We start from the raw sequence: 23476 nt of genomic DNA, 5'->3' as shown, positions 1-23476 counted from the left end.
ACGCCGTTGTCTCTCAGATGTTGCCCATGCAGAGATACTTCATCTCCAGATAGTCCTCGAGCCCGTGGCGGGAGCCTTCCCGGCCGATGCCCGATTGCTTGATGCCGCCGAAGGGAGCGGCCTCGGATGACATCCGCCCGGTATTGATGCCGACCATGCCGTATTCCAGCGCCTCGGCGACGTGCCAGACCCGCTTCAGGTTCTCGGCATAGAAATAGGCGGCGAGGCCATAGATCGTATCGTTCGCCTCGGCCACCACCTGCTCGGCGGTTTCGAAACGGATGATCGGGGCGATCGGGCCGAAGGTCTCTTCCTGCGCAACGCGCATCTGGTGTGAAATGCCGGTCAGAACCGTTGGCTCGAAGAAAGTGCCCTTGGTGCCGATCCGCCTGCCGCCGCATCGTACTTTTCCGCCCTTGGCCAAGGCATCGGCGACATGCGCCTCGATCTTCTCGAGCGCATGGCTGTCGATCATCGGACCTATCGCGACCCCGGCAGAAAACCCGTCGCCGACTGTGAGCTCGCGCACGCGGGCGACGAATTTTTCCGCGAACACGTCGTGCACGGCGGCTTGCACATAGATGCGGTTAGCCGAAACGCAGGTCTGGCCGGCATTGCGGAACTTGGCCTGAACGGCGCCGTCCACCGCCTCGTCGATATCGGCGTCATCGAAAACGATGAAGGGAGCATTGCCGCCCAGCTCCAGACTGACCTTCTTGATCTGGTCGGAACATTGCCGCATCAGGAGCCGGCCGACCTCGGTGGAGCCGGTGAAGCTGATCTTGCGGACTTTGGGGTTGCTGCAGAGTTCGCGGCCGATCGGGGCGCCTTCAGCGGCGTAAAGCAGATTGACAACGCCCTTCGGAAAGCCTGCCTTTTCCGCGAGCACGAACATCGCGCCGGCGACGAGCGGCGTCTGTTCTGCCGGTTTCAGCACGACCGCGCAGCCGGCGGCGAGTGCCGGCGAGATCTTGCGCGCCACCATGGAAGCCGGGAAATTCCACGGCGTGATGGTGCCGACAACGCCGACGGGCTGCTTGATGACGATCATGCGGCGGTCGTTGGCCGGCGCCGGGAAGGTCTCGCCATAGACGCGCTTGGCTTCCTCCGCATACCACTCGACATAGGATGCCGCGTGAAGAACCTCGCCCTTCGCTTCCACCAGCGGCTTGCCCATTTCGGCGGTGAGAATGGCGGCAAGATCGTCGGCATGCTCTACGATCAGGTCATGCCAGCGGCGCAGGATCGTGCTTCGGTCTTTCGCCGGCTTTGCAGCCCAGAGGCCTTGCGCCGCGGCCGCCGCGTCGATCGCGGCATGCGCCTCATCGATGCCCATGTCCGGAAGTGTTGCAAGCAATTCACCGGTCGAGGGATTGACGACGTCGAATGTCGCGCCGGTCCACTTGGCGGCAGGGCGGGTTACATTTTCGAGCGCCGCAAACAGGTCGGCTGCTCGAAGGTGCTTGGTCAATGCGGATGTCAATCCCATGGCACGTCCTCGGGCGGGGCCAGTTGTGGTAGGGCCAAGCCTCGCTACATTTTCTTGCGGAGCGGCGGTTGCGCGCCGAGCTGGCGTCGTTGGCCGGACGCCCGCGATAGCGGGCGCCCGAGTTGCCGTCAACCACGCGCCTCGAGGATCGATGCTTCGAGAATATCGAGCGCTTCCGCGAAGACTTCGTCCTGGATCGTGATCGGCGCCAGGAAGCGGATGACGTTGCCGTGGACGCCGCAGGTCAGCAGGATCAGGCCTTTTTCCAGCGCAGTAAGGCGGACCTTGTTGGCGAACTCGGCGCTCGGCAGATTCGTCTTCACGTCGTTGAATTCAACCGCATTCATGAAGCCCGGACCGCGGATATCGACGATCTCCGGCACCTTTTCGCGGATTGCGGCGAGGCGCTGCTTCAGGCGGTTGCCAAGCTGGTCCGCGCGCTCGCACAGCTTCTCCTCTTCGATGACATCGAGGACAGCGTGGGCCGCCGCGATGCCAAGCGGATTGCCGCCATAGGTGCCGCCGAGGCCGCCCGGTCCGGGCGCGTCCATGATTTCGGCGCGACCTGTGACCGCGGCGAGCGGAAAGCCGCCGGCGAGGCTCTTCGCCATCGTCACTAGGTCCGGCGCTACGTCATGGTGCTCCATCGCGAACAGCTTGCCGGTGCGGGCAAAGCCGGTCTGGACCTCATCCGCGATCAGCAGGATGCCGTGCTGGTCGCAGATTTCGCGCAGCGCCTTCATGAAAGCGGTCGGCGCGGGATAGAAGCCGCCTTCGCCCTGAACGGGCTCGAGGATGATCGCGGCAACACGGGCCGGATCGACGTCGGCCGCGAAGAGTTTCTTCAGCGCCGCCAGCGACTGCTCGACGCTGACGCCGTGAAGCTCGACCGGGAAGGGGGCGTGGAAGACGTCTCCCGGCATCGCGCCGAAGCCGACCTTGTAGGGCACGACCTTGCCGGTCAGCGCCATGCCCATGAAGGTGCGGCCGTGGAAGCCGCCGCCAAAGGCGATGATTGCCTGGCGCCCAGTCGCGGCGCGGGCGATCTTGACCGCGTTCTCGACGGCCTCGGCGCCGGTCGTGACGAAGATCGTCTTCTTAGCGAACTTGCCGGGGGTTAGCGCGTTCAGGCGCTCGGCGAGATGGACGTAATTCTCATAGGGCACGACCTGGTGGCAGGTGTGGGTGAAGCGGTCGAGCTGGGCCTTGACCGCCGCAATCACCTTGGGGTGGCGATGACCCGTGTTGACGACCGCAATGCCCGAGGCGAAGTCGATGTAGCGGTTGCCGTCCTTGTCCCAGATCTCGGCATTTTCGGCGCGGTCGGCATAGATTTGCGTGGTCATCCCGACACCGCGGGAGATGGCTGCGTTCTTGCGATCGGTGAGGCTGGTCATCGTCGTCGTCCTGTTTACGAGCAGAGGAATATATTGCATTTTTTCTGCAATTTTTCTTCGGAAGTGGTACATCTTTTCAGATGGATTGCAAATCAAATTTGGTGATCGAGACAACACCGCCCCTGATGGGCGCTTCTTGTAAATCGACGGGTGCGCCGGCTAGATTGCGGCAATACCGATAGCCTGGAGTCGCCTGGAGCCGCGATGCCAGCAAGAGGAAGCGGATCGATGAACGGAGCCGGCAATGTACGCTACAAGGTCGCCGAGGCAGCAAGGCTGGCCGGCGTGTCGGCGTCTACGCTCAGGCTGTGGGAAACGCAGGGGCTCGTGGTGCCGGAGCGTTCGGCGACGGGTCATCGGCAATATACCGAGGCGGATCTTGCGCGGCTGAAGCGCATATCCTGGTTTCGTGCCGAGCGCGGTCTGAACCCGGCCGCCATTCGCGAGGCTTTGGAGGCAGAGGGCGCAAACGAAGACAACGGTCCGGCGGCGTACGCGGAGAGCAATACCGACCTCCAGGTCGGCCGAAAGCTGCGGAGCCTGAGGCATGGCGCGGGCAAGACGCTCGAGCAGGTGGCAAGCGATGTCGGCATTGCCGCATCCGTGCTTTCGACGCTGGAGCGTACCTCCCAGGGCGTCTCCGTCGCAGTCCTCCATAATCTCGCGGAATATTTCGGCACGACGGTTTCCAGTCTTTCCGGCGAGGAGGAGCCTGAAGTGCGGGCGCTCGTCAGGGCCGGCGAGTGGCGCAATTGGCCGCGCACGACGCCAGGGGTGACAGTGCAATTGCTCGCCGAGGGTAGAAACCAGATGGACTGCCATCGTTTCGTGCTGGCGCCGGGCGCCTCGAGCGAGGGTGCATATCGGCATGATGGCGAGGAGTTCGTCTATGTGCTGTCCGGTCGTGTCGAATTCATATTGGACTCCGATCAGTTCTACGATCTTCATCCGGGCGACTCGCTCTATTTCGAGAGCCGCCGCCGACATGCCTGGTCCAATCGCCACGACGGCGAGACCGTTCTGCTGTGGATCAACACGCCGCCGACATTCTAGTCGCCTCAGGAAACGCTCGCGCGGGATGGTTGAATTAGTATATTCTTATCATCGCGCGGACCGTCGGCTGTATCGTCAGGACTTCTACAACTAATGTCGCCGAAACTGCGATAGACCTGGCGTCTAATCAGACTTTAGTCTGGTATTGCCGTAAAGACACACTTCAGACTTCTCGGCTGGTGATGCATTATTCTTGGCCGTTCCGTGCCAAAGTTTAGCCCTATTCGCTCCTACAGTCGCCTATACCGCCCCTTAGCCATTCATTTACCTTCATAAATTCAGGATCCTCGCCACAGGCGACCACCGAAACCGGCGGCAAAAATCACAACTGCTTAGGGAACGGGTGCGCCAGGAGAGTATCCCGCGAAGGTTTGAACTCGGAGAGGGATGTTCGATGCGGATTGCGCGCGACCGGCAACTGGACGGGCTCAGAGCCATCGCCGTCACGATGGTGCTCTACGGACATTTTTTCGCGGCCGATGGGTCCTATTGGGGCCATATCGGCGTGCGGCTGTTCTTCGTCCTGAGCGGCTTCCTGATTACCCGTCTGCTGCTCGAAGCGCGCGAGGATGCGCGTTTCGAGCCCGCGGCGGCGTTGAAATCGTTTTATGCGCGTCGGGCACTGCGCATCTTTCCCCCTTACTTCGCGGTCCTGGGCATCGTCTGGCTTTTCGACCTGGAGAGTTCCAAGACGGTGCTGGCGTGGCACGCGCTTTACCTTTCGAATTTCTGGTATGCTCTCCAAGACGCGTGGACGCCGTGGATGCTCTGTCATACTTGGAGCCTCAGCATTGAGGAGCAATTCTACGTCGTCTGGCCGCTGATCGTCCTCATCGCACCGAGACGCTCGATCGCGGCAATTTGCGTCGGCGTCATCGCCTGCTCCATCGCCTACCGCTTTTACTGGCCGTTCACGGGTCAGCCGTCGCTGGCTCGCGACCTGCTTCCCCCCGCCTCGATGGACGCGCTCGCCTCCGGCGCCCTGCTCGCCGCGTACCGGACGAAGAATGCGGCCTGGCCGCAATGGGCCAGGATGAGCTGGATGCCGCTCCTTAGCGCATCCGTCGTCCTGTTTTGGCTGAGGCCCGCGACGTTGACGCCGATGTTGGAGTGGCTGGGCTGGATCGGGCTGGAAATTTTCCCCCTCTTGCCGCTGACGATGCTGGTTGGCAATTGCTCAAGGGGGATTGGCGGCTACCTCGGTCGCGTGACCGAACTTCCGCCCCTGACTGCGCTCGGGCGCATCAGTTATGGCGTCTATCTCTATCATGCGATCGTGCTCGCGCTGGCGGTCAACGCTCAGCCCTGGCTTCCCGTCAACGTCTCCGAGCAGGGAGTTGGACGGTTTCTGGTTGCGGGCGCCGCCACATTGCTGATCGCGGCAATTTCCTGGCTGGTCTTCGAGAAGCCGCTCAATGCACTGAAACGGCATTTTCCATATGTCCGGCCCAGAGCGCCGGGAATTGAGCCGACATTCACGAATGCGGGCGATCGGATTGGACGCAGGGAGGCCGAGTCCCCCGCCTATTTCCCCGAACCGATCGGCTCCCGCAAATCCCTTCAAGCTTCAGATTTTCAATAACCACACGAGCTGAACAATGCCCACGCCATTGGTCTCCGTCCTGCTGCCCGTCTACAACGCGGAACCCTATCTTCCCGCAGCGCTCGAAAGCATCCTGCGCCAGGACTACGCGCGTGTCGAAGTCATTGCCATCGACGACGGGTCGACGGATCGCTCGCTGGACATCCTCGAGCGATATCGGAAAGATGACGGCCGCGTCCACATCGTCTCGCGCGAAAACCGCGGCCTTATCGCCACCTTGAACGAGGGCCTGGCCCTTGCCAGGGGCGAACTCGTTGCCAGAATGGACGCCGACGACATTTCCTATTCGTCCCGCTTTTCGCGTCAGGTCGCGGTGTTCAGCCAACGGCCAGGGCTGGCGCTTTGTGGCACGGGGATCGACACGTTGATCGGCAATCGCATCATTCGCGGTACACCCAACCCGATCTTTCGGTCCGGCAGCCTGCGTACATTGTCGATGTTCTTCACGATCTTCATGCACTCGACCGTGGTCTACAATCGGAAGGTAATACCGGCGCCGATGCTCGCCTACGATCCGGGCTACGTGCATGCGGAGGATTTCGACCTTTTCAGGCGCATTGCCGATCGCTTTCCGGTAACGATTATCGATGAAGCCCTGGTCGCCTACCGTATCCATCGCGACAGCGTCACAAACAAGCACAAGCGCCGGATGCGCCAGACGCATCTGAAGATCGTGGCCGAAAACCTTGCGCGGGAATGTCTTGTCGACGACTCGAGCGCGCTCGGCGAGATCGGCGTCGCGGTCACGATGGAGACGATCCGAAATCTCGCCGAGTTCGTCCTGGCGCTCGAGCGGAAAATTTCGTCTCTCCCGGTGGAAGTGCGGCAGGCCCATACGGACGGAGCCCTCTGTTTCTTCTATTTTCTTTATCAGCTCATCGCTGATGAAGAGCGGCCGGAACTGACCCATGCTTTCCTGACCCGGACGGGAAAATGGAGCCTAATCCGGCGCCGCGAGCGATACGGTTTGCTCGCCGGCGCGCGGGCGCCGTGGTGCAGCCGCATTTCGCTTGCCGCCACCAAGCGGGTGGACGGGCTGGCGCGGTACCTGCAATCGGTGCCTGCTGCGACGGTTCTTCCCCAGAATGGCATGGCCTAAGATGGCGTCGGAACGTTCTGCCGCCGCACAAGAGCATCCCAACGCAGTCGTCACGCGGCCGACCTGCGGCGCTTCGCTTTCCGGCGGGTCGCGGCCCTTCGCGAGCTTCATCGTCTGCACGCGGAACCGCGTTCAGGCACTTGCCGCCTGCATCCGGTCGATCGAGACCGCATGTCTTGCCTATGCCGCCATCACCAGCGAGCTCGTGATCGTCGATAACGGCTCGACGGACAGGACGCCGGACGAGCTGATCCGAATAGCGGCGGCGTCACCTGTCGCGATGGCGCTCGTCGCCGAGCCGCGCCCGGGCCTGGCGGCGGCGCGCAACGCAGGAATGGCGCGCGCACGCGGCCGGATTCTCGTTTTCGTCGACGACGACTGCGAAGTGCACCGCCGCTATCTCGCCGATCTCGCGCGGCATTACGCCGATGGCGAACGGCGCATCATCCGCGGCGGCCGCGTCGAGCTCCGTGATCCGTCCGATCTGCCATTCACGATCAAACGATCGCGCGTTCCTGCGCGATTGACCCGCGACGTCCATCCGGGCGGGTTCGTGCTCGGCTGCAACATGACGATGCACCGCGACGTCGCGGCGCTCGTCGGGCCTTTCGACGAGCGCTTCGGGGCCGGCGCGCTGCTGCAATCGGCGGAGGATACCGACTATCTCGTACGCGCCTTTCAGCTTGATATCCCGGTCGAATACGTACCCGATATGACTGTCTATCATCACCACGGGCGGAAGGCTCGCGAGGCGATCGAGAAGCTCCACCGCAACTATAGCCTCGGCAACGGCGCTCTTTGCTTGAAGCATTTCTTCAGGGCGCCGTGGCTGCTCAAGCACTTCTGCTGGACTGTCAGATCCGCTTGCGGCGAGGCCTTCGGCGGTGAGAGGTTCGACCCTGAGCTCCAGCTATCCCATTGGCCGATCGTGTCGATGAACCTGCTCGGCGCCGCAAGGTTCGCGCGCCTTGCCGTGACCGGCCCGGCGCCGCGGGCAGAGCTGCATCAGATCGACCAGACCGCGGCAAAGTTAAGGTGAGGGCCATCATGTTGCGTTTCCTATTGCCGGGTTTTCACGTTCTCTATAACGCGCTGGGGCGGCAGTTGCGTCTGCTGCCCATCGTCGTGGTTCTAGGCCTCGCCAGCGCCGCGCTCGAAGGCGCCGGCATCGGCCTTATCATCCCGATGCTCGGCATTATTGCCGGAAATCAGGATGCCGGCGGATTGCACGGAATCTCTGCCTTCTTCCAGCAGGTGGGCGCGGGGCTCGATGACGGCCAAAGACTGCTGGCGATCGCCGCGGCCGTTCTTGCGCTGATCGCCCTGAAGAATGTTCTCGCCTTCGCGAACACTCTGCTGACGACCTTTATCTATGGAAAGGCAAGTCACGCGATCCGCAGTGCTCTCTCGGACCAGCTCTTGAGGATCGGCTATCCGTTCTTCCTGCAGCAAAATCCCGGTCGCCTGCTCAACATAATCTCCAACGAGTCGTGGCGGGCATCCGACGCAATACAGACCGTGCTTGCGGCCCTGGTGAACGGTTCCGCTGCCGTCATCCTTCTGGCGTTTCTGCTCTTGCTTTCCTGGCAGATGACGCTGTTCGTCGCGCTCGGACTCGTACTCGTCCAACTCGCGCATGCCGTCTTGTCGGCCACTCTTAGAGGCCCGAGCCGCGACGTGACGTCCTTCAACAGCGAGCTCGCCGCGAGGATGCTTCATCTTGTCCATGCCGGGCGGCTGATCCGCGTGTTCGGCCAGGAGGAGCGCGAGAAGGCGGTATTTGACTCCGCTTCGGACGCCGTCCGCCGGGCCGGATTCGTCCTGCAGAGCCGCCAGGGCGCGTTGCCGCCGCTTACCGAAGTGCTGCATTCCGGCCTGTTCCTGGCGGCGGTTGTCAGTGCGTGGTCTGTCGGCGTGAGCTTTCCCGTCATCGTCGCTTTCGTCGTGCTGCTCTATCGTTTGCAGCCGCACGTGCGCGCCCTTCAAATGTCCTGGGGGCAGATCCAGGGTTGGAGCGGATCGCTCGAAGAGGTGCGCTGGCTCCTCGATCCGTCGGACAAGCCGAAGCCTCCGGCCGGTCACGAGCCCGTCGCCGGTTTGCGCGAGGGCATGAAATTCGATCACGTGACGTTCCGATATCCGGGCTCCGAGGCGCGTCCAATCGTGCTCAGTTCGGCGACCTTCGCAATTCGCAGCGGCCGGTCGACGGCGATCATCGGACGGTCGGGCGCCGGCAAGACCACGATCGTCAATCTCCTGTGCCGCTTTGTGGAGCCTGACGAAGGACACATCCTCATCGATGGCATGCCGCTTGATCAAATCGATGCCGCTCAGTGGCGGCGCCAGATTGCCGTCGCCAGCCAGGATCTCGAACTGGTGGACGGCAGCATCTTCGAAAACATCACCTACGGCCAAAACGCTACGATCGCCGAAGTGGAGCGAGCAGCCAAGCTGGCCGAGGCCCACAGCTTCGTGGAAAAACTGCCTCAAGGATACGCGACCATCGTAGGCTATCGCGGCGCGAGCCTGTCGGCGGGGCAGCGGCAGCGCATTGCGCTTGCCAGGGCGCTGGTGCGCGACCCCGAAATCCTGATCCTCGACGAAGCCACGAATGCCGTTGACGGCCTGTCGGAGGCTGCGATCGTCGAAACGCTGAGATTAAGGGCAGGTCGCCGCACGACCATCGTCATCAGCCATCACCGCAGCACGATTTCGTTCTGCGACGACGTGGTGGTTCTCGGCAGGGGCCGGGTGAAAAGCCAGACGCCGCTGGCCGACGTCGCCTCGTTGAGCATGGATCAGCTCTACGAGCACGAGACACGCGCGGAGCGCCATGGTTGAGTTCAGCCGAAAGCAACGCGGCGAGCCCTTTCAGGCTCACAGCGTCGTAATTGTTGCTTGCCTATCAGCGTTGGCTCTGACGGAAACCGCGCCTGCCCACCGGTCAGGCAGCCTTGGCGTACTGCCTCGCCATTTCCGGCAGGCGAAGCACCCTGATCTTCGAGGCTTGGCCGGCAGCGCGGAAGGCCTCGAAGCGTTCCTTGCAGACCTCGGTCATGCGCGCGATCGCTGGCTTCAGGTAGTTGCGCGGGTCGAAATTGTCTGGATGCTCCAGGTGATGCTTGCGGATCTCACCGGTGAAGGCGAGCCGGAGATCCGTGTCGATGTTGACCTTGCGGACCCCGAGCGGAATAGCCTTCTGGATCTCCGCGACCGGCACGCCCCAGGTCTTCTTCATCTTGCCGCCATAGCTATTGAAAAGCTCCTGCAGATCGGCGGGAACGGACGATGAGCCATGCATGACGAGGTGGGTGTTCGGCAGCCGCCTGTTGATCTTGGCGATCGTGTCGATCGAAAGGATCTCGCCGTCCGGCTCTCGGGTGAACTTGTAGGCGCCGTGGCTGGTGCCGATCGCGACCGCCAGTGCATCGACACCGGTCTTGGAAACGAAATCGAAGGCCTGATCCGGATCCGTCAGCAGTTCCTCGCGGGAAAGCCTTCCTTCGAAACCGTGGCCGTCCTCCTTGTCGCCGGCACCGGTCTCAAGATTGCCGAGGCAACCGAGTTCACCTTCGACGGAAACGCCCGCCGCATGGGCGATCTTCACGACCTCGGCGGTCACCGCGACATTATATTCATAGCTCGCAACGGTCTTGCCGTCCTTTTCGAGCGAGCCGTCCATCATCACGGAGGTGAAGCCGTTGGTGATGGCGGAAATGCAGGTCGACGGCTGGTCGCCGTGGTCGAGATGGAGACAGACCGGGATGTGCGGGTACTCCTCGGCTGCGCCGAGGATCAGATGGCGGAGGAAGGCGTCCCCGGCATAGGCGCGCGCGCCGCGGCTCGCCTGCAGGATCACCGGAGAATCCGTCGCATCGGCGGCCCGCATGACGGCCTGAATATATTCGAGATTGTTCACATTGAAGGCTGGCAGCGCATAATTGTTCTCCGCCGCATGGTCGAGCAGTTGCCGCAATGTGATCAATGCCATTCGAAATCTCCCTGATACTGGACGCCCCACTCCAGGCGCCGTGGATAGGCGGACACGGGTTCAACAGTACCCGATGGGTCTCGTTCGCGAGGGCGCTGAAGACGGTTTTGACCGCGCTTCGGCGGACCTGGAACCGACCCCTGCCGGACCAAGTCAAAGGCACAATAATTCATGCGGGTCTTTTGGCAACGGGGGCAGCGGCACGGCCGAACACTTGATTGACGTGCGTCAGCGGATTTTGCTGTGGATGAGAAATCGTACCGCCAGAATTCGCGGCTTTCGCTTTCTGGTGGTGCTGGCAGGGTGGCGCATGGAGGAGGGCAAAGGCGTGCATGCCGGCAGTCCACCAGACGCGAAATCACACCTTGCCGATGCATCGGTCGGGTCGATGCGAACTCACGAATTGCAAAAAAATTGCGACAGGAGCCGCAAAATTTTTTGCATATTACGTAAAGTGCCATCTCAATTCACAAACTTTGCATATCGGCCCTTCTGGGTCGGTTTTCGGGGCCGAATGGGCGATCTTTGAATCCGATCTAAAACGTTACAGTTTGCCGTCCGGCTTGCTGCGGTCCGGCCTGACCAAAGTCGCAAAGGAGACGAAAACCACCGCAAACGCCATACAACCTATGCGTCTATGAAAATGACGGCCTATAGAGAAGGATGCAATTTTCCGCACAAAGCGCCTTGCCTTTGTTGAGAATTTGCCCTTCTCTCCTGCGATCACAAACCCAAAACGAGGGGAAGGAGAAAAAAACAATGACCTCACTGAAACTTAAACTCGGCGCCGCAGCGTTGCTTGGCTCGCTGCTGATCGGCGCAAGCCCGGCGCTTGCGGAAGCGGTGCTTCACCGCGGCAACGCCGGCGAGCCGCAGACGCTCGACCAGGCCCACACCTCGATCAACATCGAAGAGTTCATCCTGAAGGATCTCTATGAAGGTCTGACGATCTACGACGCCGCGGGCAAGATCATCCCGGGTGCAGCCGAAACCTGGGAGCTTTCGGATGACGGCACCGTCTATACCTTCAAGCTGCGCGCCGATGCCAAGTGGTCGGACGGCTCGCCGGTAACGGCCGAAGATTTCGCCTTCTCTTTCCGTCGTGTGGAAGACCCGAAGACGGCGGCCGAATACGCCAACATTCTCTTCCCGATCAAGAATGCCGAGAAGGTCAACAAGGGTGAAGCGCCGGTCGACCAGCTCGGCGTGAAGGCTGTCGACGAGAAGACGCTCGAAATCACGCTTGAACGCCCAACCCCGTTCTTCCTGGAATTGCTCGCGCACCAGACCGCGCTTCCGGTCAGCAAGGCAAGCGTCGAGAAGAACGCTGCCGATTTCGTGAAGCCGGGCGTGATGGTCTCGAACGGCGCGTTCAAGCTGACCGCCCACGTGCCGAACGACAGCCTGACGGTCGAGAAAAACCCGAACTACTGGGACGCCGCCAACGTCAAGCTCGACAAGGTGATCTTCTATCCGATCGACGACCAGGCGGCCTCGGTCCGTCGCTTCGAAGCGAAGGAAATGGACCTCGCCTACAACTTCTCGGCCGACCAGATCGAGCGGCTGCGCACGTCCTATGGCGATCAGGTGCACGTCTCGCCGACGCTGGCGACCTATTACTACGCCTTCGACACGCGGCAGGAGCCCTATAACGACGTCCGCGTTCGTCGCGCACTGTCGATGGCGGTCGACCGCGACTTCCTCGCCAAGGAAATCTACAGCGGTTCGCAGCTTCCGTCCTATTCGATGGTGCCGCCCGGCCTCGAGAGCTACGGCGACCCGGCGAAGGCCGACTTTGCAAACCTGTCTCAGCTCGACCGCGAAGATCAGGCGGTCGCGCTGATGAAGGAAGCCGGCTACGGTGAGGGCGGCAAGCCGCTCAACATTGAAATCCGTTACAACACCAACCCGAACCACGAGCGTGTTGCAACGGCTGTCGCCGACATGTGGAAGAACACCTTCGGCGCCAAGGTCTCGCTGGTGAACCTCGACGTGTCGTCGCACTACGCCTACCTGCAGGAAGGCGGCAAGTTCAACGTCGCGCGTGCCGGCTGGGTTGCCGACTACGCCGACGCCGAAAACTTCCTGGCGCTGAGCCTCAGCAGCAACAAGACCTTCAACTATGGCCACTTCGAAAACGCCGAATTCGACGGCTTGATGAAGAAGTCCTATGAAGAACAGGATCCGGCAGCGCGCTCGAAGCTCCTCCATGAAGCCGAGACCCTGCTGATGAAGGAGCAGCCGATCGCGCCGTTCCTCACCCAGGCGGACCTGTGGCTCGTCTCGAGCCGCGTCAAAGGCTGGCAGGACAACGGACCGAACGCGCATCTGAGCAAGTTCCTGAGCGTCGCCGAATAACGAAATGAGGCGACGCGCGGCCTGTTGCCGCGCGTCGCCTCCGGAGTACCTCCATGATCCCCTTCATCCTCCGCCGACTGGCGAGTGCGGTGCCGACCCTCTTCATCGTCGTCACCATATCCTTCTTTCTGATGCGGTTTGCCCCAGGCGGCCCCTTCAATCTCGAGCGTCCTCTCCCTCCCTCCACGATGGAGAACCTGATGAGGACCTATCACCTCGATCAGCCGCTCTGGCGCCAATACGCTACCTATCTCAGCAACGCGGTAACTGGCGACTTCGGCCCGAGTTATATCTACCATGACAACAACGTCGCGCAGCTGATCGGCAAGGGCCTGCCCTATTCGATGGAGCTCGGTTTCTACGCTTTGCTGCTCGCCGTGGTCGGTGGCGTGATCGCCGGCACGATTGCGGCGCTGCGGCAGAACAGCATCCTCGATTTCGGGATCATGGCGGTCTCGACGATCGGCGTCACCGTTCCGAACTTCGTCGTCGGTCCGGTGCTGACGCTCGTCTTCGCAATCGTTCTGTCGTGGCTGCCGGCGGGCGGCTGGGGGGACGGATCGTTTCGCTTCCTGGTCCTGCCGATGATCGCTCTCGCATTGCCGCAGCTCGCCGTCTTCGCCCGGCTTACCCGTGGCTCGATGATCGAGGCGCTCCACACCGACCACATCCGTACCGCCAAGGCCTATGGCCTGCCGCCCCGCGCGGTCGTGGTCACCCACGCTATGCGCGGCGCGATGCTTCCGGTCGTTTCCTATCTGGCACCCTGTGCGGCCGCACTTCTTACCGGCTCGGCGGTCGTCGAGACGATCTTCACCATTCCCGGCGTCGGTCGCTACTTCGTTCTTGGCGCGATCAACCGCGACTATACGCTGGTCATGGGCACCGTGATCCTCGTCGCCATTTTCGTCATCGTCTTCAATCTGCTGGTCGATATTCTCTACGGCCTACTCGATCCGAGGGTCCGCCATGACTGATATCGTCCAAGCACCGGCGTCCACGCCGGAGACCAAGGGGCGCAGCCTCTTCCAGCTTGCTGCGCTCCGTTTCCGCCGCAATCGCGCCGCGATGGCCGGCTGCATCATGCTGGCGCTCATTGCGCTGTTTTCGTTCGTCGGGCCGCTGTTCTCGCCGCACACCTACGACCAGGTCTTCCCGTCCTATGTCTCGATCGGTCCGAGCCTGGAGCCAAGGCCGGATGCGTCGACGCTTCAGGACGTCATGGAAGGTGTTGCCACCCGCGCCCGCGTGACGCTCAAGGAATTCGCCGTTGAAGGCGAGGGGTTCACCGCCACCATTACCTCGGATCAGCCGATCGACCCGCGCGCAACGCGCTACTTCGACAGGGCCAACGAGTTCGAGGGCACGAAGGTCGTCGCGACCGAGGACGATGGCCGCACCTTGAAGGTCGAGGGCCAGGTGGACCGCGAATATTTCCCCTTCGGTACCGACTCGAACGGCCGCGACCTGCTCGTTCGCGTGATGCTCGGCGGACAGATTTCGATCGCCGTCGGGCTGCTCGCGAGCCTCGTATCGCTCGGCATTGGCGTCGTCTACGGTGCGACCTCGGGTTATATCGGTGGGCGCGTCGACAATGTCATGATGCGCCTGGTCGAGATCCTCTATTCGCTGCCATTCGTCTTCCTCGTCGTCGTGCTCGTCGTCTTCTTCGGTCGGAGCTTCATCCTGATCTTCCTGGTGATCGGCGCGGTCGAATGGCTCGACATGGCGCGTATCGTGCGGGGGCAGACGCTTGCGCTCAAACGGCGAGAGTTCGTCAGCGCGGCGCAGGCGCTCGGCCTTACTGATTGGCAGATCATCCGCCGTCACATCATTCCGAACACGATCGGCCCGGTAATCGTCTTCGTCACCGTGGTCGTGCCAAAGGTCATCCTGCTCGAGAGCTTCCTCTCCTTCCTCGGCCTCGGCGTGCAGGCGCCGCTGACGAGCTGGGGAGCGCTGATCTCCGAAGGAGCAAACAACATCCAGTCGGCGCCGTGGCTGCTCATCTTCCCGGCCATCTTCTTCGTCGTCACGCTGTTCTCGCTGAATTTCGTCGGCGACGGCCTGCGCGATGCGCTCGACCCGAAGGACCGCTGACATGGCAGAAATGAAAGAATCCATTCTCACCGTCCGCGGTCTCAAGGTGGACTTTTCGACCCCGGACGGCACCGTCGAGGCCGTCAAAGGCATAGACCTCGACATCCGCGCCGGCGAAACGCTGGCCGTCGTTGGCGAGTCCGGCTCGGGCAAGAGCCAGACCATGATGGGCATCATGGGACTGCTGGCGAAGAACGGCACCGTGACCGGCTCGGCCCGCTATCGCGGCCGGGAGCTTATCGGCCTTGCGCCTAAGGCACTGAACGACGTCAGGGGCTCGAAGATCACGATGATCTTTCAGGAGCCGATGACGTCGCTCGACCCGCTCTACACGATCGGGCGACAGATCGCCGAGCCGATCGTCCACCACCGCGGCGGCACGTTCAAGCAGGCGCGCAAGCGGGTGCTTGAACTGTTGGAGCTCGTGGGCATTCCGGAACCGGCCCGTCGTGTCGACAGCTATCCGCACGAACTCTCGGGCGGTCAGCGGCAGCGCGTGATGATCGCCATGGCGCTTGCCAACGAGCCGGACATCCTGATCGCGGACGAACCGACGACCGCGTTGGACGTCACCATCCAGGCGCAGATTCTCGATCTCTTGAAGTCGCTGCAGAAGCGTTTCGGCATGGCAATCGTGCTGATCACCCACGACCTCGGCATTGTGAAACATTTTGCCGAGCGCGTCGCGGTGATGCGCCGGGGCGAGGTCGTCGAGCATGGCACGACGGCTAACATCTTCGAACGGCCGAAGGCCGACTACACGAAGATGCTGCTTGCGGCCGAACCGAGCGGACGCAAGGCATCGCCGCCGGAAAGCGCGCCGATCGTTCTGGAGGGCCGTGACGTTTCGGTCGATTATTCGATCGGCGGCGGGCTGTTCCGTGGCGGCTCTTCGGTGTTCCGGGCCGTCGATGGCGTCAACCTGCGCCTGAGGCAGGGCCAGACGATCGGCATCGTCGGGGAATCCGGGTCGGGCAAATCGACATTGGGCCGCGCGCTGCTGAGGCTCTTGCCGAGCAAGGGACATTATCGCTTCGGCATGACCGATATTTCCGGCTTCGACCGCGGCGCGATGCGGCCCCTGCGTCGCGAGCTTCAGCTCGTCTTCCAGGATCCCTATGGCTCGCTGTCGCCGCGCCGGACGGTCGGCGAGATCATCACCGAAGGCCTTTACGTGCACGAGCCCGAGCTTAACCGGGCAGAGCGGGACCGTCGCGCGATCGCCGCACTGAAGGAAGTCGGTCTCGACCCCGCGTCGCGCAATCGCTATCCGCACGAGTTCTCGGGCGGGCAGCGCCAGCGCATCGCGATCGCCCGCGCCGTGATCCTGAAGCCGAAGGTCGTGATCCTCGACGAACCGACCTCGGCGCTCGACCGTTCGGTGCAGGGGCAGGTCATCGAGCTTCTGCGCGACCTGCAGCGTTCGCATGGGCTCTCCTACATCTTCATCAGCCACGATCTTTCCGTCGTGAAGGCGATGTCGGACTATGTGATCGTAATGAAGAACGGCCGCATCGTCGAGGAGGGCGAAACCGATGCGATCTTCGAGGCGCCGAAGGAGCCCTATACCAAGACGCTGATCGGCGCCGCCTTCAACGTCTGAGATCCGCAGCGTAAATTGTAGAGACGCGACACTCGCGTCTCTACTTCTATCGCGCCACTTCGACGGGTGGTCGCGAAGCCATTATCATCAAGTGCGACGGCCAAACAGACCGCCGTGAAGGCAGCCAAGAGCCGATCCGGATATTTCCGCCCGACGGTCGACGGTCCTCCGGTTCCCATCGCTTGCCCAGGTCAGGAACCATCCTTGCCTCGTCCGAGTTTTCCATAATATCCGAGCATTCGGTTTCAAGAGAACTCGATGCCGCGGGGTTGCCCCAGCGGATTCGACGAGAAAGGCGATGGATTTCCTAGAAGCGGTCAACGCTGCCGGATCGTGGCTGCAGACTGCCCTTCTGAACGAGTGGACGGTCTATCAGTCTGTCGTGATCGTAACCGGGTACCTGTTTTGCGGTTTCCTGGCAAAACGGATAGAGCCGGTATTGGAGACCCGCGCGCGCACCATCAAAGGAAATCCCGACCTTCTCCGCGTCATCATCGCCTTCATGCGGCGCTTGCGGTGGCTGTTCTTAATCGTTTGGCTCTGGATCGCTGATGTGGTCCTGTCGAGATTTGGATGGCCGTCCTACCGGTGGCTGGTGGCCACGGCCCTTACGCTTGTGGCGGCGTGGTTTGTGATCGCGGTGCTCACACGCATAATCAGAAACCAAATGCTCGCACGGGTCGTTGCGGTCGCCGGTTGGCTCTATTTTGCACTTTACGCGCTTGGACTGGATGGCACGATCCTGACAGCCCTTGATAACATTGCCGTCAACCTCGGCGCTGCCCGTCTTTCGATGTTGCTGGTCTTGAAGGCTATTGTTCTCTCCGCCGCGCTGATCTGGCTGGCCGTCCTGATCGGCAACATGTCGTCCCATTGGCTACAGAAGTCCTCAGATCTCACGCCATCGCTCAAGGTCCTCATCAGCAAACTCATCAAGATCAGCTTGATCGCGTTAGCCGGCGCGATCGCCTTGTCTGCAACAGGCATCGACCTGACGGCCCTCACGGTCTTTTCGGGTGCCGTCGGCGTCGGCATTGGTTTCGGCCTGCAGAAGGTGGTCTCCAATTTCATATCCGGAGTCATCATCCTTCTCGACAAGTCGATCAAACCGGGCGACACGATCACGCTTGGAGAAACCTTCGGCGCGATCCGCGACCTGCGCTCCCGCTTCGTCTCCGTCATCACGAGAGATGGAAAGGAATATCTCATCCCAAACGAGGATTTTATTTCCCAGCAGGTCGTGAACTGGTCGTTCTCCAGTGAATATGTCCGCATCGAGGTCAGCTTTGGAACCTCATATGACAGCGATCCGCACGAGGTTGTTCGCATAGCGATCGAAGCCGCGAAAACCATTCCGCGGGTTTCCAGTGTCTACGCCCAGCCGGTCTGCTGGATGACCGCATTCGGGTCATCGTCGCTCGATTTCAAACTGAGGTTCTGGATTTCCGATCCGAGCAACGGGCTGACCAACGTCCGTGGCGAAGTCCTCATGGCATTGTGGGATGCCTTCAAGGAGGCCGGTATTTCAATCCCGTTCCCGCATCGCGAAATCATCATGAAGACACCGGTCGAAGTCGTGGATTCACTTGAACGCGGCGAAGAAATGCGAAGCGGTCCCGCGCCCACATCCCGTTCGAACGTGTGAGCCCGATCACGTGCCGTCGCCGTGTGGTGCGTCTGCCGCCAAAAGCCTCTTGTCGAGACCGAATTTCTGCATCTTTTCATAGAGCGTCTTGCGCGAGATCCCGAGAGATTCGTAGACGGGCTTCAGCGCACCGCCATGGGCCGCAAGTGCGCTTGCGATAAGGCTCTTTTCGAACGCGGCGACCTTGTCGGCGAGACGCGCGCCGTTCGGCCGCGTGGACGTGACGTCGTCCTGTTCGGCTTCCAGCCCGAGCACGAACCGTTCGGCCGCGTTGCGCAATTCGCGAACGTTTCCGGGCCAGTCGCGCTCGGCGATTTCCGAGGCCAGAGCAGGGGAGATCTCGACGTCGTCGCGGCCGTAGCGCGCGGCGGATTCGCGCACAAGCTGCATGAAAAGCAGCGGAATGTCGGAACGGCGCTGGGCAAGCGGCGGCACACGCAGCGTCGCGACGTTCAAGCGATAGAGCAGATCGGCGCGGAAACGGCCGGCGGCGACCTCCGACTCCAGATCGACCTTGCTGGTGGCGACGAAGCGTACGTCAAGCGACACGATTTCATTCGAGCCGAGCCGGGTTATGACCCGTTCCTGCAGCACGCGCAGGAACTTCGCCTGGAGATCGAAAGGCATTGAGCCGATCTCGTCGAGCAGGATCGTGCCGCCGCGCCCATGCTCGAATTTGCCGTAGCGCGGTCGCAACGCGCCCGGAAAGGCGCCCGCCTCATGGCCAAAAAGTTCGCTCTCGATCAGCGTTTCCGGAAGGGCGGCACAATTGATGGCAATGAAGGGGCTGTTGGCGCGGCTGCTCAAGTCATGGAGTGCGCGTGCCACGACTTCCTTGCCGACACCGGTTTCTCCGATGATCAGCGTATCGGCATCGGATGCGCCGATGGCGCGGATCTTGTACCGCAGGTCGACCATCGCCTGGCTTCGCCCTGGCAGCCGTTGCTCGATGTCGTCGCGCTTTCCCGCAACCGCTCTCAGGCGGCGGTTTTCAAGCACGAGGCCGCGCCACTCGAGCGCGCGACGAATGGTGCCGGCAAGCGCTTGGGCCGTGAAGGGTTTTTCGACGAAATCGTAAGCGCCTTCGCGCATCGCTCGAACGGCGAGCTGGACGTCGCCGTGACCGGTCACGAGGATCACCGGGACCTCGGCGTCGATTTCACGTATACGCTGAAGGAAGGTCATGCCATCCATACCCGGCATGCGAATGTCGCTGATCACCACGCCTGAAAAGCTGAAGCCGATGAACTCGAGCGCGTGTTCGGCACTGGCGAATGTGTCGACGCGAAAACCTGCAAGCTCGAGCGCCTGGGCGCTCGAATGGCGAAGTTCCTCTTCATCATCAACGAGCAGGACACGGCTCTCGGTCATTCGGCGGCCTCACGCTCGGTCCGGTTGACGGCCGCAAGTTCGATGCGAAACACGGCACCTCCTTCAGGGTGGTTCGAAACGGTCAGGTTGCCGCCAAAATCCTTGATGATGTTGTAGGAGATGGAAAGCCCAAGGCCCAGTCCCTTGCCGACACCCTTTGTGCTGAAGAACGGATCGAAGATGCGTTCCGCGATCGCGGATGCCACACCGGGTCCGCGGTCGCGGATCGCGAGCACCACCTCGTCGCCTTCGCGCCATGCGTTGACGGTGATCGCGCGATCATCAAGGCCCTCGACCGCGTCGACGGCGTTGGAGATGACGTTGACGAGAACCTGCTGAAGCCGGACCGAACCCGCCCGGACAACAAGGGGCGCCTCGCCGAGATCGATGTTCACAGTGGCGTTGGCTGCCTTGATGCGGGCGGCAACGATTTCCATCGTGTCGCGCATGACCTCGTCGAGAGGCACCGGACCAAGTTTCTCATTGGGCTTGCGTGCAAAATTGCGCAGATGCCGGCTGATGGACGCCATACGGTCGATCAGGCCAGAAATGCGCCTGACATTGTCGCTCGCCTCGGCCGTTCGCCCCCGCTCGATCAAGAGGGCAGCACTGTCGGCATAGGTCTTGGCGGCGGCAAGCGGCTGGTTGAATTCATGCGAGAGTGCTGCCGACATCTGGCCGAGGCCGGCGAGCTTGCCGGCTTGGATGAGATCCGCCTGGGTCTGGCGCAATTGCTGCTCCGTGAGCCGGCGTTCGGCAATCTCCTCCTCGATCTGGGCATTGACGCGGGCGAGATCGGCGGTGCGCTCTTCGACCCGGTGCTCAAGCTCGCTTTGCGCCTGCGCCTGCATCAGAAGGCGCTCCCTGAGGCGCGCCCGGCGCTGCCAGAGAACGGCGACCGCGAGGCCGGCAAGGCCGCAGAGCAGCATTGCGGCGGCAACCGCAGTCAGGGCCTGTGTCTTGACCGATGCCGTGTCGATCAGGACGTTCACTGTCCAATCGGCTTCCGGCATATATTGCGAAAGAACGAGATATTCACGGCTCGCATCGCCGGTCGCAATCCGCATCAGTTGGTGATCGAAAAGCGTGCTGCGCGACACCGGCAGGGGACGGAGAACGGCATTTGCATAGCGGCGCGAGGCCTCGGTGCGCGAGAGACGGTCAGGCGTGAGCGGCAAGATGCTCGCATAGAGCCACTCTGGACTGCCGCTCATGAAAATGATGCCTTCGGGATCGGAGACGAACAGCTTGTACTCGCCACCTTGCCAGGAGGCCTCGATCGTCTCGATATCGACCTTGAAGACAATGACGCCGCGGATTTCATCGCCGACGCGGATAGGCGAGCCGAAATAGTAGCCGCGTTTGAGCGACGTCGTGCCCAGCGCATAGAAGCGGGACTGCATGCCCTTCAAGGCATCCTGAAAATAGGGACGATAGCTGAAGTTCTCACCGACGAAGCTTGCCGGGCCGTCGTAGTTGCTTGCCGCGATCGTGTCGCCGTCCGGCGTGATGACATAGATGTCCGAGGAGCTGAGGAGGGTGTTGATCTCCTTCAGGTAGGTGTTGACGGTCTCGCGGAGCCGACGGTCCTGCGGCCGTGTGGCGATTTCCTTGACGTCATCGTGATCGGCAATCAGGGCCGGAAGCGCCTGGTAGCGATTGAGGTGCCCGCTCAAGGCGGAGACGGCAAGCCTCAGTGTCGTGGTCGCCTGGGCGGAAGCCTCCTGCATATAACGGCGCGTGGCGACAGCATTGCCCTGCCAGGCAACGGGCACGGCGATGAGCGGGAGCAGGCAGAGCACAAGCACAAGACGATATTTCACGGAATGCCCGGCTCCTCCTCCCATGCCTTCCTCTCGGCTGACCGACTTAATCGATGGTAGGGATCCGTTCAACCGGTGGCAAGTCGCTCATATCAGTCGATTTTTCTCAACGAGAAGTGCATCGCGTCAACGCTGTGTTGACAATGCGTTTGTCCGCGTCAGCCTTTCGCAAGGGAAGGGAAGAGCGCATCTATGCGTCAGCAACGAGCCCGGCTGGAGACGGGCAGAAAGGAACCGGACAATGCTCGACCAGATCAAAGGCCTGCATCACGTCACCTCGATGGCGGACGACGCCCGCACCAACAACCAGTTTTTCACCAACACCCTCGGCTTGCGCCGCGTCAAGAAGACCGTGAACTTCGATTCACCGGACGTCTATCACCTCTATTATGGTGACGAGACCGGCACGCCCGGCACCGTGATGACCTATTTCCCGTTTCCGCATACGCCGCGCGGCCGCGCCGGCACGGGAGAGGTTGGAACGACTGTCTTCGCCGTCCCCGTCGGTTCGCTCGGCTTCTGGCAGGATCGCCTGAGCAACCTTGGCGTCACGGGCATCAAGGACGAGGAAACCTTCGGAGAGAAGCGCTTGAACTTTGCCGGCCCGGATGGTGATGGTTTCGCGCTGGTCGAAGTGAAGGACGATCCGCGTGCCCCGTGGACCGAAGGCGGCATTTCCGCAGACCACGCGATCCGTGGCTTTCATTCGGTCGCCATGCGGCTGCGCGATGAAGGCGCCACCGCCGAACTGCTCAAGTTCATGGGCTATCAGGAGCTGGACCGCAAGGATGGCGTTGCCCGGCTCATCGTGCCGGGTGGCAACGGCGCAGGCCTCGTCGATCTCGAAACGCTGCCGAACGTCAATCGCGCGGCCCAGGGCGCGGGCTCAGTGCACCATGTCGCCTTCGCCGTCGACAATCGCGAAAAGCAGCTGGAAGTGCGCAAGGCCCTGATGGACACGGGCTATCACGTCACTCCGGTCATCGATCGTGACTACTTCTGGGCGATCTATTTCCGGACACCGGGTGGGGTGCTGTTCGAGATCGCCACGAACGAGCCGGGCTTTGCCCGCGACGAGGAGGTTGCCCATCTCGGCGAGGCGCTGAAACTGCCGCAGCAGCACAAGCACCTGCGCCCGATCCTTGAAAGCCACCTGCAGCAGCTGGAAGCGTAGATTTCCGATACCTCTGCAGTCGAGATTTCCTCCTCCGCTTCACGCGGAGGAGGGGCTGCGCTTTGATGTGACGAATAGTGATGGCACCGCCTGCACGCGCAGGCTGCCTGCCAAGGAGAGTTCCAATGGTCGACCACGGCTATGTGCATAAACTGAAAGCCGGCAAACCCGGCAGTCCGATCCTTTTCGTTCTTCACGGCACCGGAGGCGACGAGAACCAGTTTTTCACCTTTGGTTCGCAACTGTTGCCGGACGCGACGATCGTGTCGCCGCGCGGCGACGTTTCGGAGTATGGCGCGGCCCGCTTCTTCAGGCGTACCGGCGAGGGCGTCTACGATATGGCGGACCTTGCGCGCGCCACGGCGAAGTTGGCAAACTTCGCCAAGACGCTTGCAGCCGAGCATGAGGCGACGGAAATCATCGCGCTCGGCTATTCCAACGGTGCGAATATCATTGCGAACGTGCTGATCGAAGACGGCGTATTTGACAAGGCTGTCCTCATGCACCCGCTGATCCCGTTCAAGCCGAAAGGCAATCCGAAGCTTGAGGGCAGAGGCATACTGATCACTGCCGGAGAGCGCGATCCGATCTGCCCGGCACCGCTGACGCAGTCGCTCGCAGATTATTTCAAGGCTCAGAAGGCAGCGGTGATGGTGGAATGGCATCCCGGCGGCCATGACATCCGGCAGAACGAGATTGCCGCGGTTGAGCGGTTCGTAAAAGCTTGAATATCACGCTGGATTGAACTAAGTCTAGTAAACTAAGTTCAG

At 61.7% G+C, this 23476-nt stretch carries 18 protein-coding genes; 13 read left to right on the top strand and 5 right to left on the bottom strand.

What is annotated here, in order from left to right:
- Positions 1-13 precede the first annotated feature (13 nt).
- Both RB548_RS28895 and RB548_RS28890 read right to left on the bottom strand, forming a co-directional pair.
- Entirely contained in the window at positions 14-1489 is a 1476-nt protein-coding gene (locus RB548_RS28895) for an NAD-dependent succinate-semialdehyde dehydrogenase (RefSeq protein WP_331375834.1), read from the bottom strand.
- A 128-nt stretch (positions 1490-1617) separates the two neighbouring features.
- A complete protein-coding gene (locus RB548_RS28890) occupies positions 1618-2886 on the bottom strand; it encodes a 4-aminobutyrate--2-oxoglutarate transaminase (RefSeq protein ID WP_331375833.1) in 1269 nt (422 codons plus the stop codon).
- A 228-nt stretch (positions 2887-3114) separates the two neighbouring features.
- Between RB548_RS28890 and RB548_RS28885 the strand changes: the two genes are divergently transcribed.
- The 5 genes from RB548_RS28885 (at position 3115) to RB548_RS28865 (ending at position 9482) form a co-directional block, all read left to right on the top strand.
- Positions 3115-3939, top strand: coding sequence for a MerR family transcriptional regulator (locus tag RB548_RS28885; protein WP_331375832.1), 825 nt, complete (start codon positions 3115-3117; stop codon positions 3937-3939).
- 394 nt (positions 3940-4333) lie between these two features.
- Positions 4334-5521 (top strand): acyltransferase family protein, encoded by a 1188-nt coding sequence (locus tag RB548_RS28880; RefSeq protein WP_331375831.1) that lies wholly within the window; start codon positions 4334-4336, stop codon positions 5519-5521.
- 16 nt (positions 5522-5537) lie between these two features.
- Positions 5538-6641 (top strand): glycosyltransferase family 2 protein, encoded by a 1104-nt coding sequence (locus tag RB548_RS28875; protein WP_331375830.1) that lies wholly within the window; start codon positions 5538-5540, stop codon positions 6639-6641.
- Between the two features lies 1 nt (position 6642).
- A complete protein-coding gene (locus RB548_RS28870) occupies positions 6643-7680 on the top strand; it encodes a glycosyltransferase family 2 protein (protein ID WP_331375829.1) in 1038 nt (345 codons plus the stop codon).
- Between the two features lie 8 nt (positions 7681-7688).
- Positions 7689-9482: an ABC transporter ATP-binding protein gene (locus tag RB548_RS28865; RefSeq protein ID WP_331375828.1), complete on the top strand. Its 1794-nt coding sequence runs from the start codon at positions 7689-7691 to the stop codon at positions 9480-9482.
- Between the two features lie 103 nt (positions 9483-9585).
- Here RB548_RS28865 and fba read toward each other — a convergent pair whose 3' ends face one another.
- The gene (gene fba, locus RB548_RS28860; RefSeq protein WP_331375827.1) at positions 9586-10632 is read right to left on the bottom strand and encodes a class II fructose-bisphosphate aldolase; all 1047 of its coding nucleotides are present in this window, start codon (positions 10630-10632) and stop codon (positions 9586-9588) included.
- A 73-nt stretch (positions 10633-10705) separates the two neighbouring features.
- Here fba and RB548_RS28855 point away from each other — a divergent pair, with 73 nt between their 5' ends.
- The 6 genes from RB548_RS28855 to RB548_RS28830 all read left to right on the top strand — a co-directional run bounded on the left by RB548_RS28855 (position 10706) and on the right by RB548_RS28830 (position 18338).
- Positions 10706-11161 (top strand): hypothetical protein, encoded by a 456-nt coding sequence (locus RB548_RS28855; RefSeq protein ID WP_331375826.1) that lies wholly within the window; start codon positions 10706-10708, stop codon positions 11159-11161.
- A 230-nt stretch (positions 11162-11391) separates the two neighbouring features.
- Complete coding sequence (locus RB548_RS28850) at positions 11392-12990, top strand: peptide ABC transporter substrate-binding protein (RefSeq protein WP_331375825.1); 1599 nt, start codon at positions 11392-11394, stop codon at positions 12988-12990.
- A 53-nt stretch (positions 12991-13043) separates the two neighbouring features.
- Positions 13044-13967 (top strand): oligopeptide ABC transporter permease OppB, encoded by a 924-nt coding sequence (oppB, locus tag RB548_RS28845; protein WP_331375824.1) that lies wholly within the window; start codon positions 13044-13046, stop codon positions 13965-13967.
- Entirely contained in the window at positions 13960-15090 is a 1131-nt protein-coding gene (locus RB548_RS28840; RefSeq protein WP_331375823.1) for an ABC transporter permease, read from the top strand. The genes oppB and RB548_RS28840 overlap by 8 nt, the downstream gene beginning before the upstream one ends.
- Position 15091: 1 nt before the next feature.
- Positions 15092-16693 carry an ABC transporter ATP-binding protein gene (locus RB548_RS28835; protein WP_331375822.1) on the top strand — a complete coding sequence of 534 codons (1602 nt, stop codon included), beginning with the start codon at positions 15092-15094 and terminating at the stop codon, positions 16691-16693.
- A 298-nt stretch (positions 16694-16991) separates the two neighbouring features.
- Positions 16992-18338, top strand: a complete 1347-nt coding sequence (locus RB548_RS28830; RefSeq protein ID WP_331375821.1) for a mechanosensitive ion channel family protein — start codon at positions 16992-16994, stop codon at positions 18336-18338.
- Between the two features lie 6 nt (positions 18339-18344).
- Here RB548_RS28830 and RB548_RS28825 read toward each other — a convergent pair whose 3' ends face one another.
- Together RB548_RS28825 and RB548_RS28820 are read right to left on the bottom strand one after the other, a co-directional pair.
- Positions 18345-19709: a sigma-54-dependent transcriptional regulator gene (locus tag RB548_RS28825; protein ID WP_331375820.1), complete on the bottom strand. Its 1365-nt coding sequence runs from the start codon at positions 19707-19709 to the stop codon at positions 18345-18347.
- Positions 19706-21532: a sensor histidine kinase gene (locus tag RB548_RS28820; protein WP_331375819.1), complete on the bottom strand. Its 1827-nt coding sequence runs from the start codon at positions 21530-21532 to the stop codon at positions 19706-19708. The genes RB548_RS28825 and RB548_RS28820 overlap by 4 nt, the downstream gene beginning before the upstream one ends.
- A gap of 241 nt (positions 21533-21773) precedes the next feature.
- Here RB548_RS28820 and RB548_RS28815 point away from each other — a divergent pair, with 241 nt between their 5' ends.
- Both RB548_RS28815 and RB548_RS28810 read left to right on the top strand, forming a co-directional pair.
- Positions 21774-22706, top strand: coding sequence for a VOC family protein (locus RB548_RS28815; RefSeq protein ID WP_331375818.1), 933 nt, complete (start codon positions 21774-21776; stop codon positions 22704-22706).
- 125 nt (positions 22707-22831) lie between these two features.
- Positions 22832-23434, top strand: coding sequence for an alpha/beta hydrolase (locus tag RB548_RS28810; protein WP_331375817.1), 603 nt, complete (start codon positions 22832-22834; stop codon positions 23432-23434).
- The last annotated feature ends 42 nt before the right edge of the window (positions 23435-23476 follow it).

This window comes from Sinorhizobium chiapasense (assembly GCF_036488675.1).
Classification (GTDB): Bacteria; Pseudomonadota; Alphaproteobacteria; order Rhizobiales; family Rhizobiaceae; genus Sinorhizobium; species Sinorhizobium chiapasense.
The sequence above is the reverse complement of the archived record's forward strand: the minus strand, read 5'-3'. Positions and strand labels throughout refer to the sequence as shown.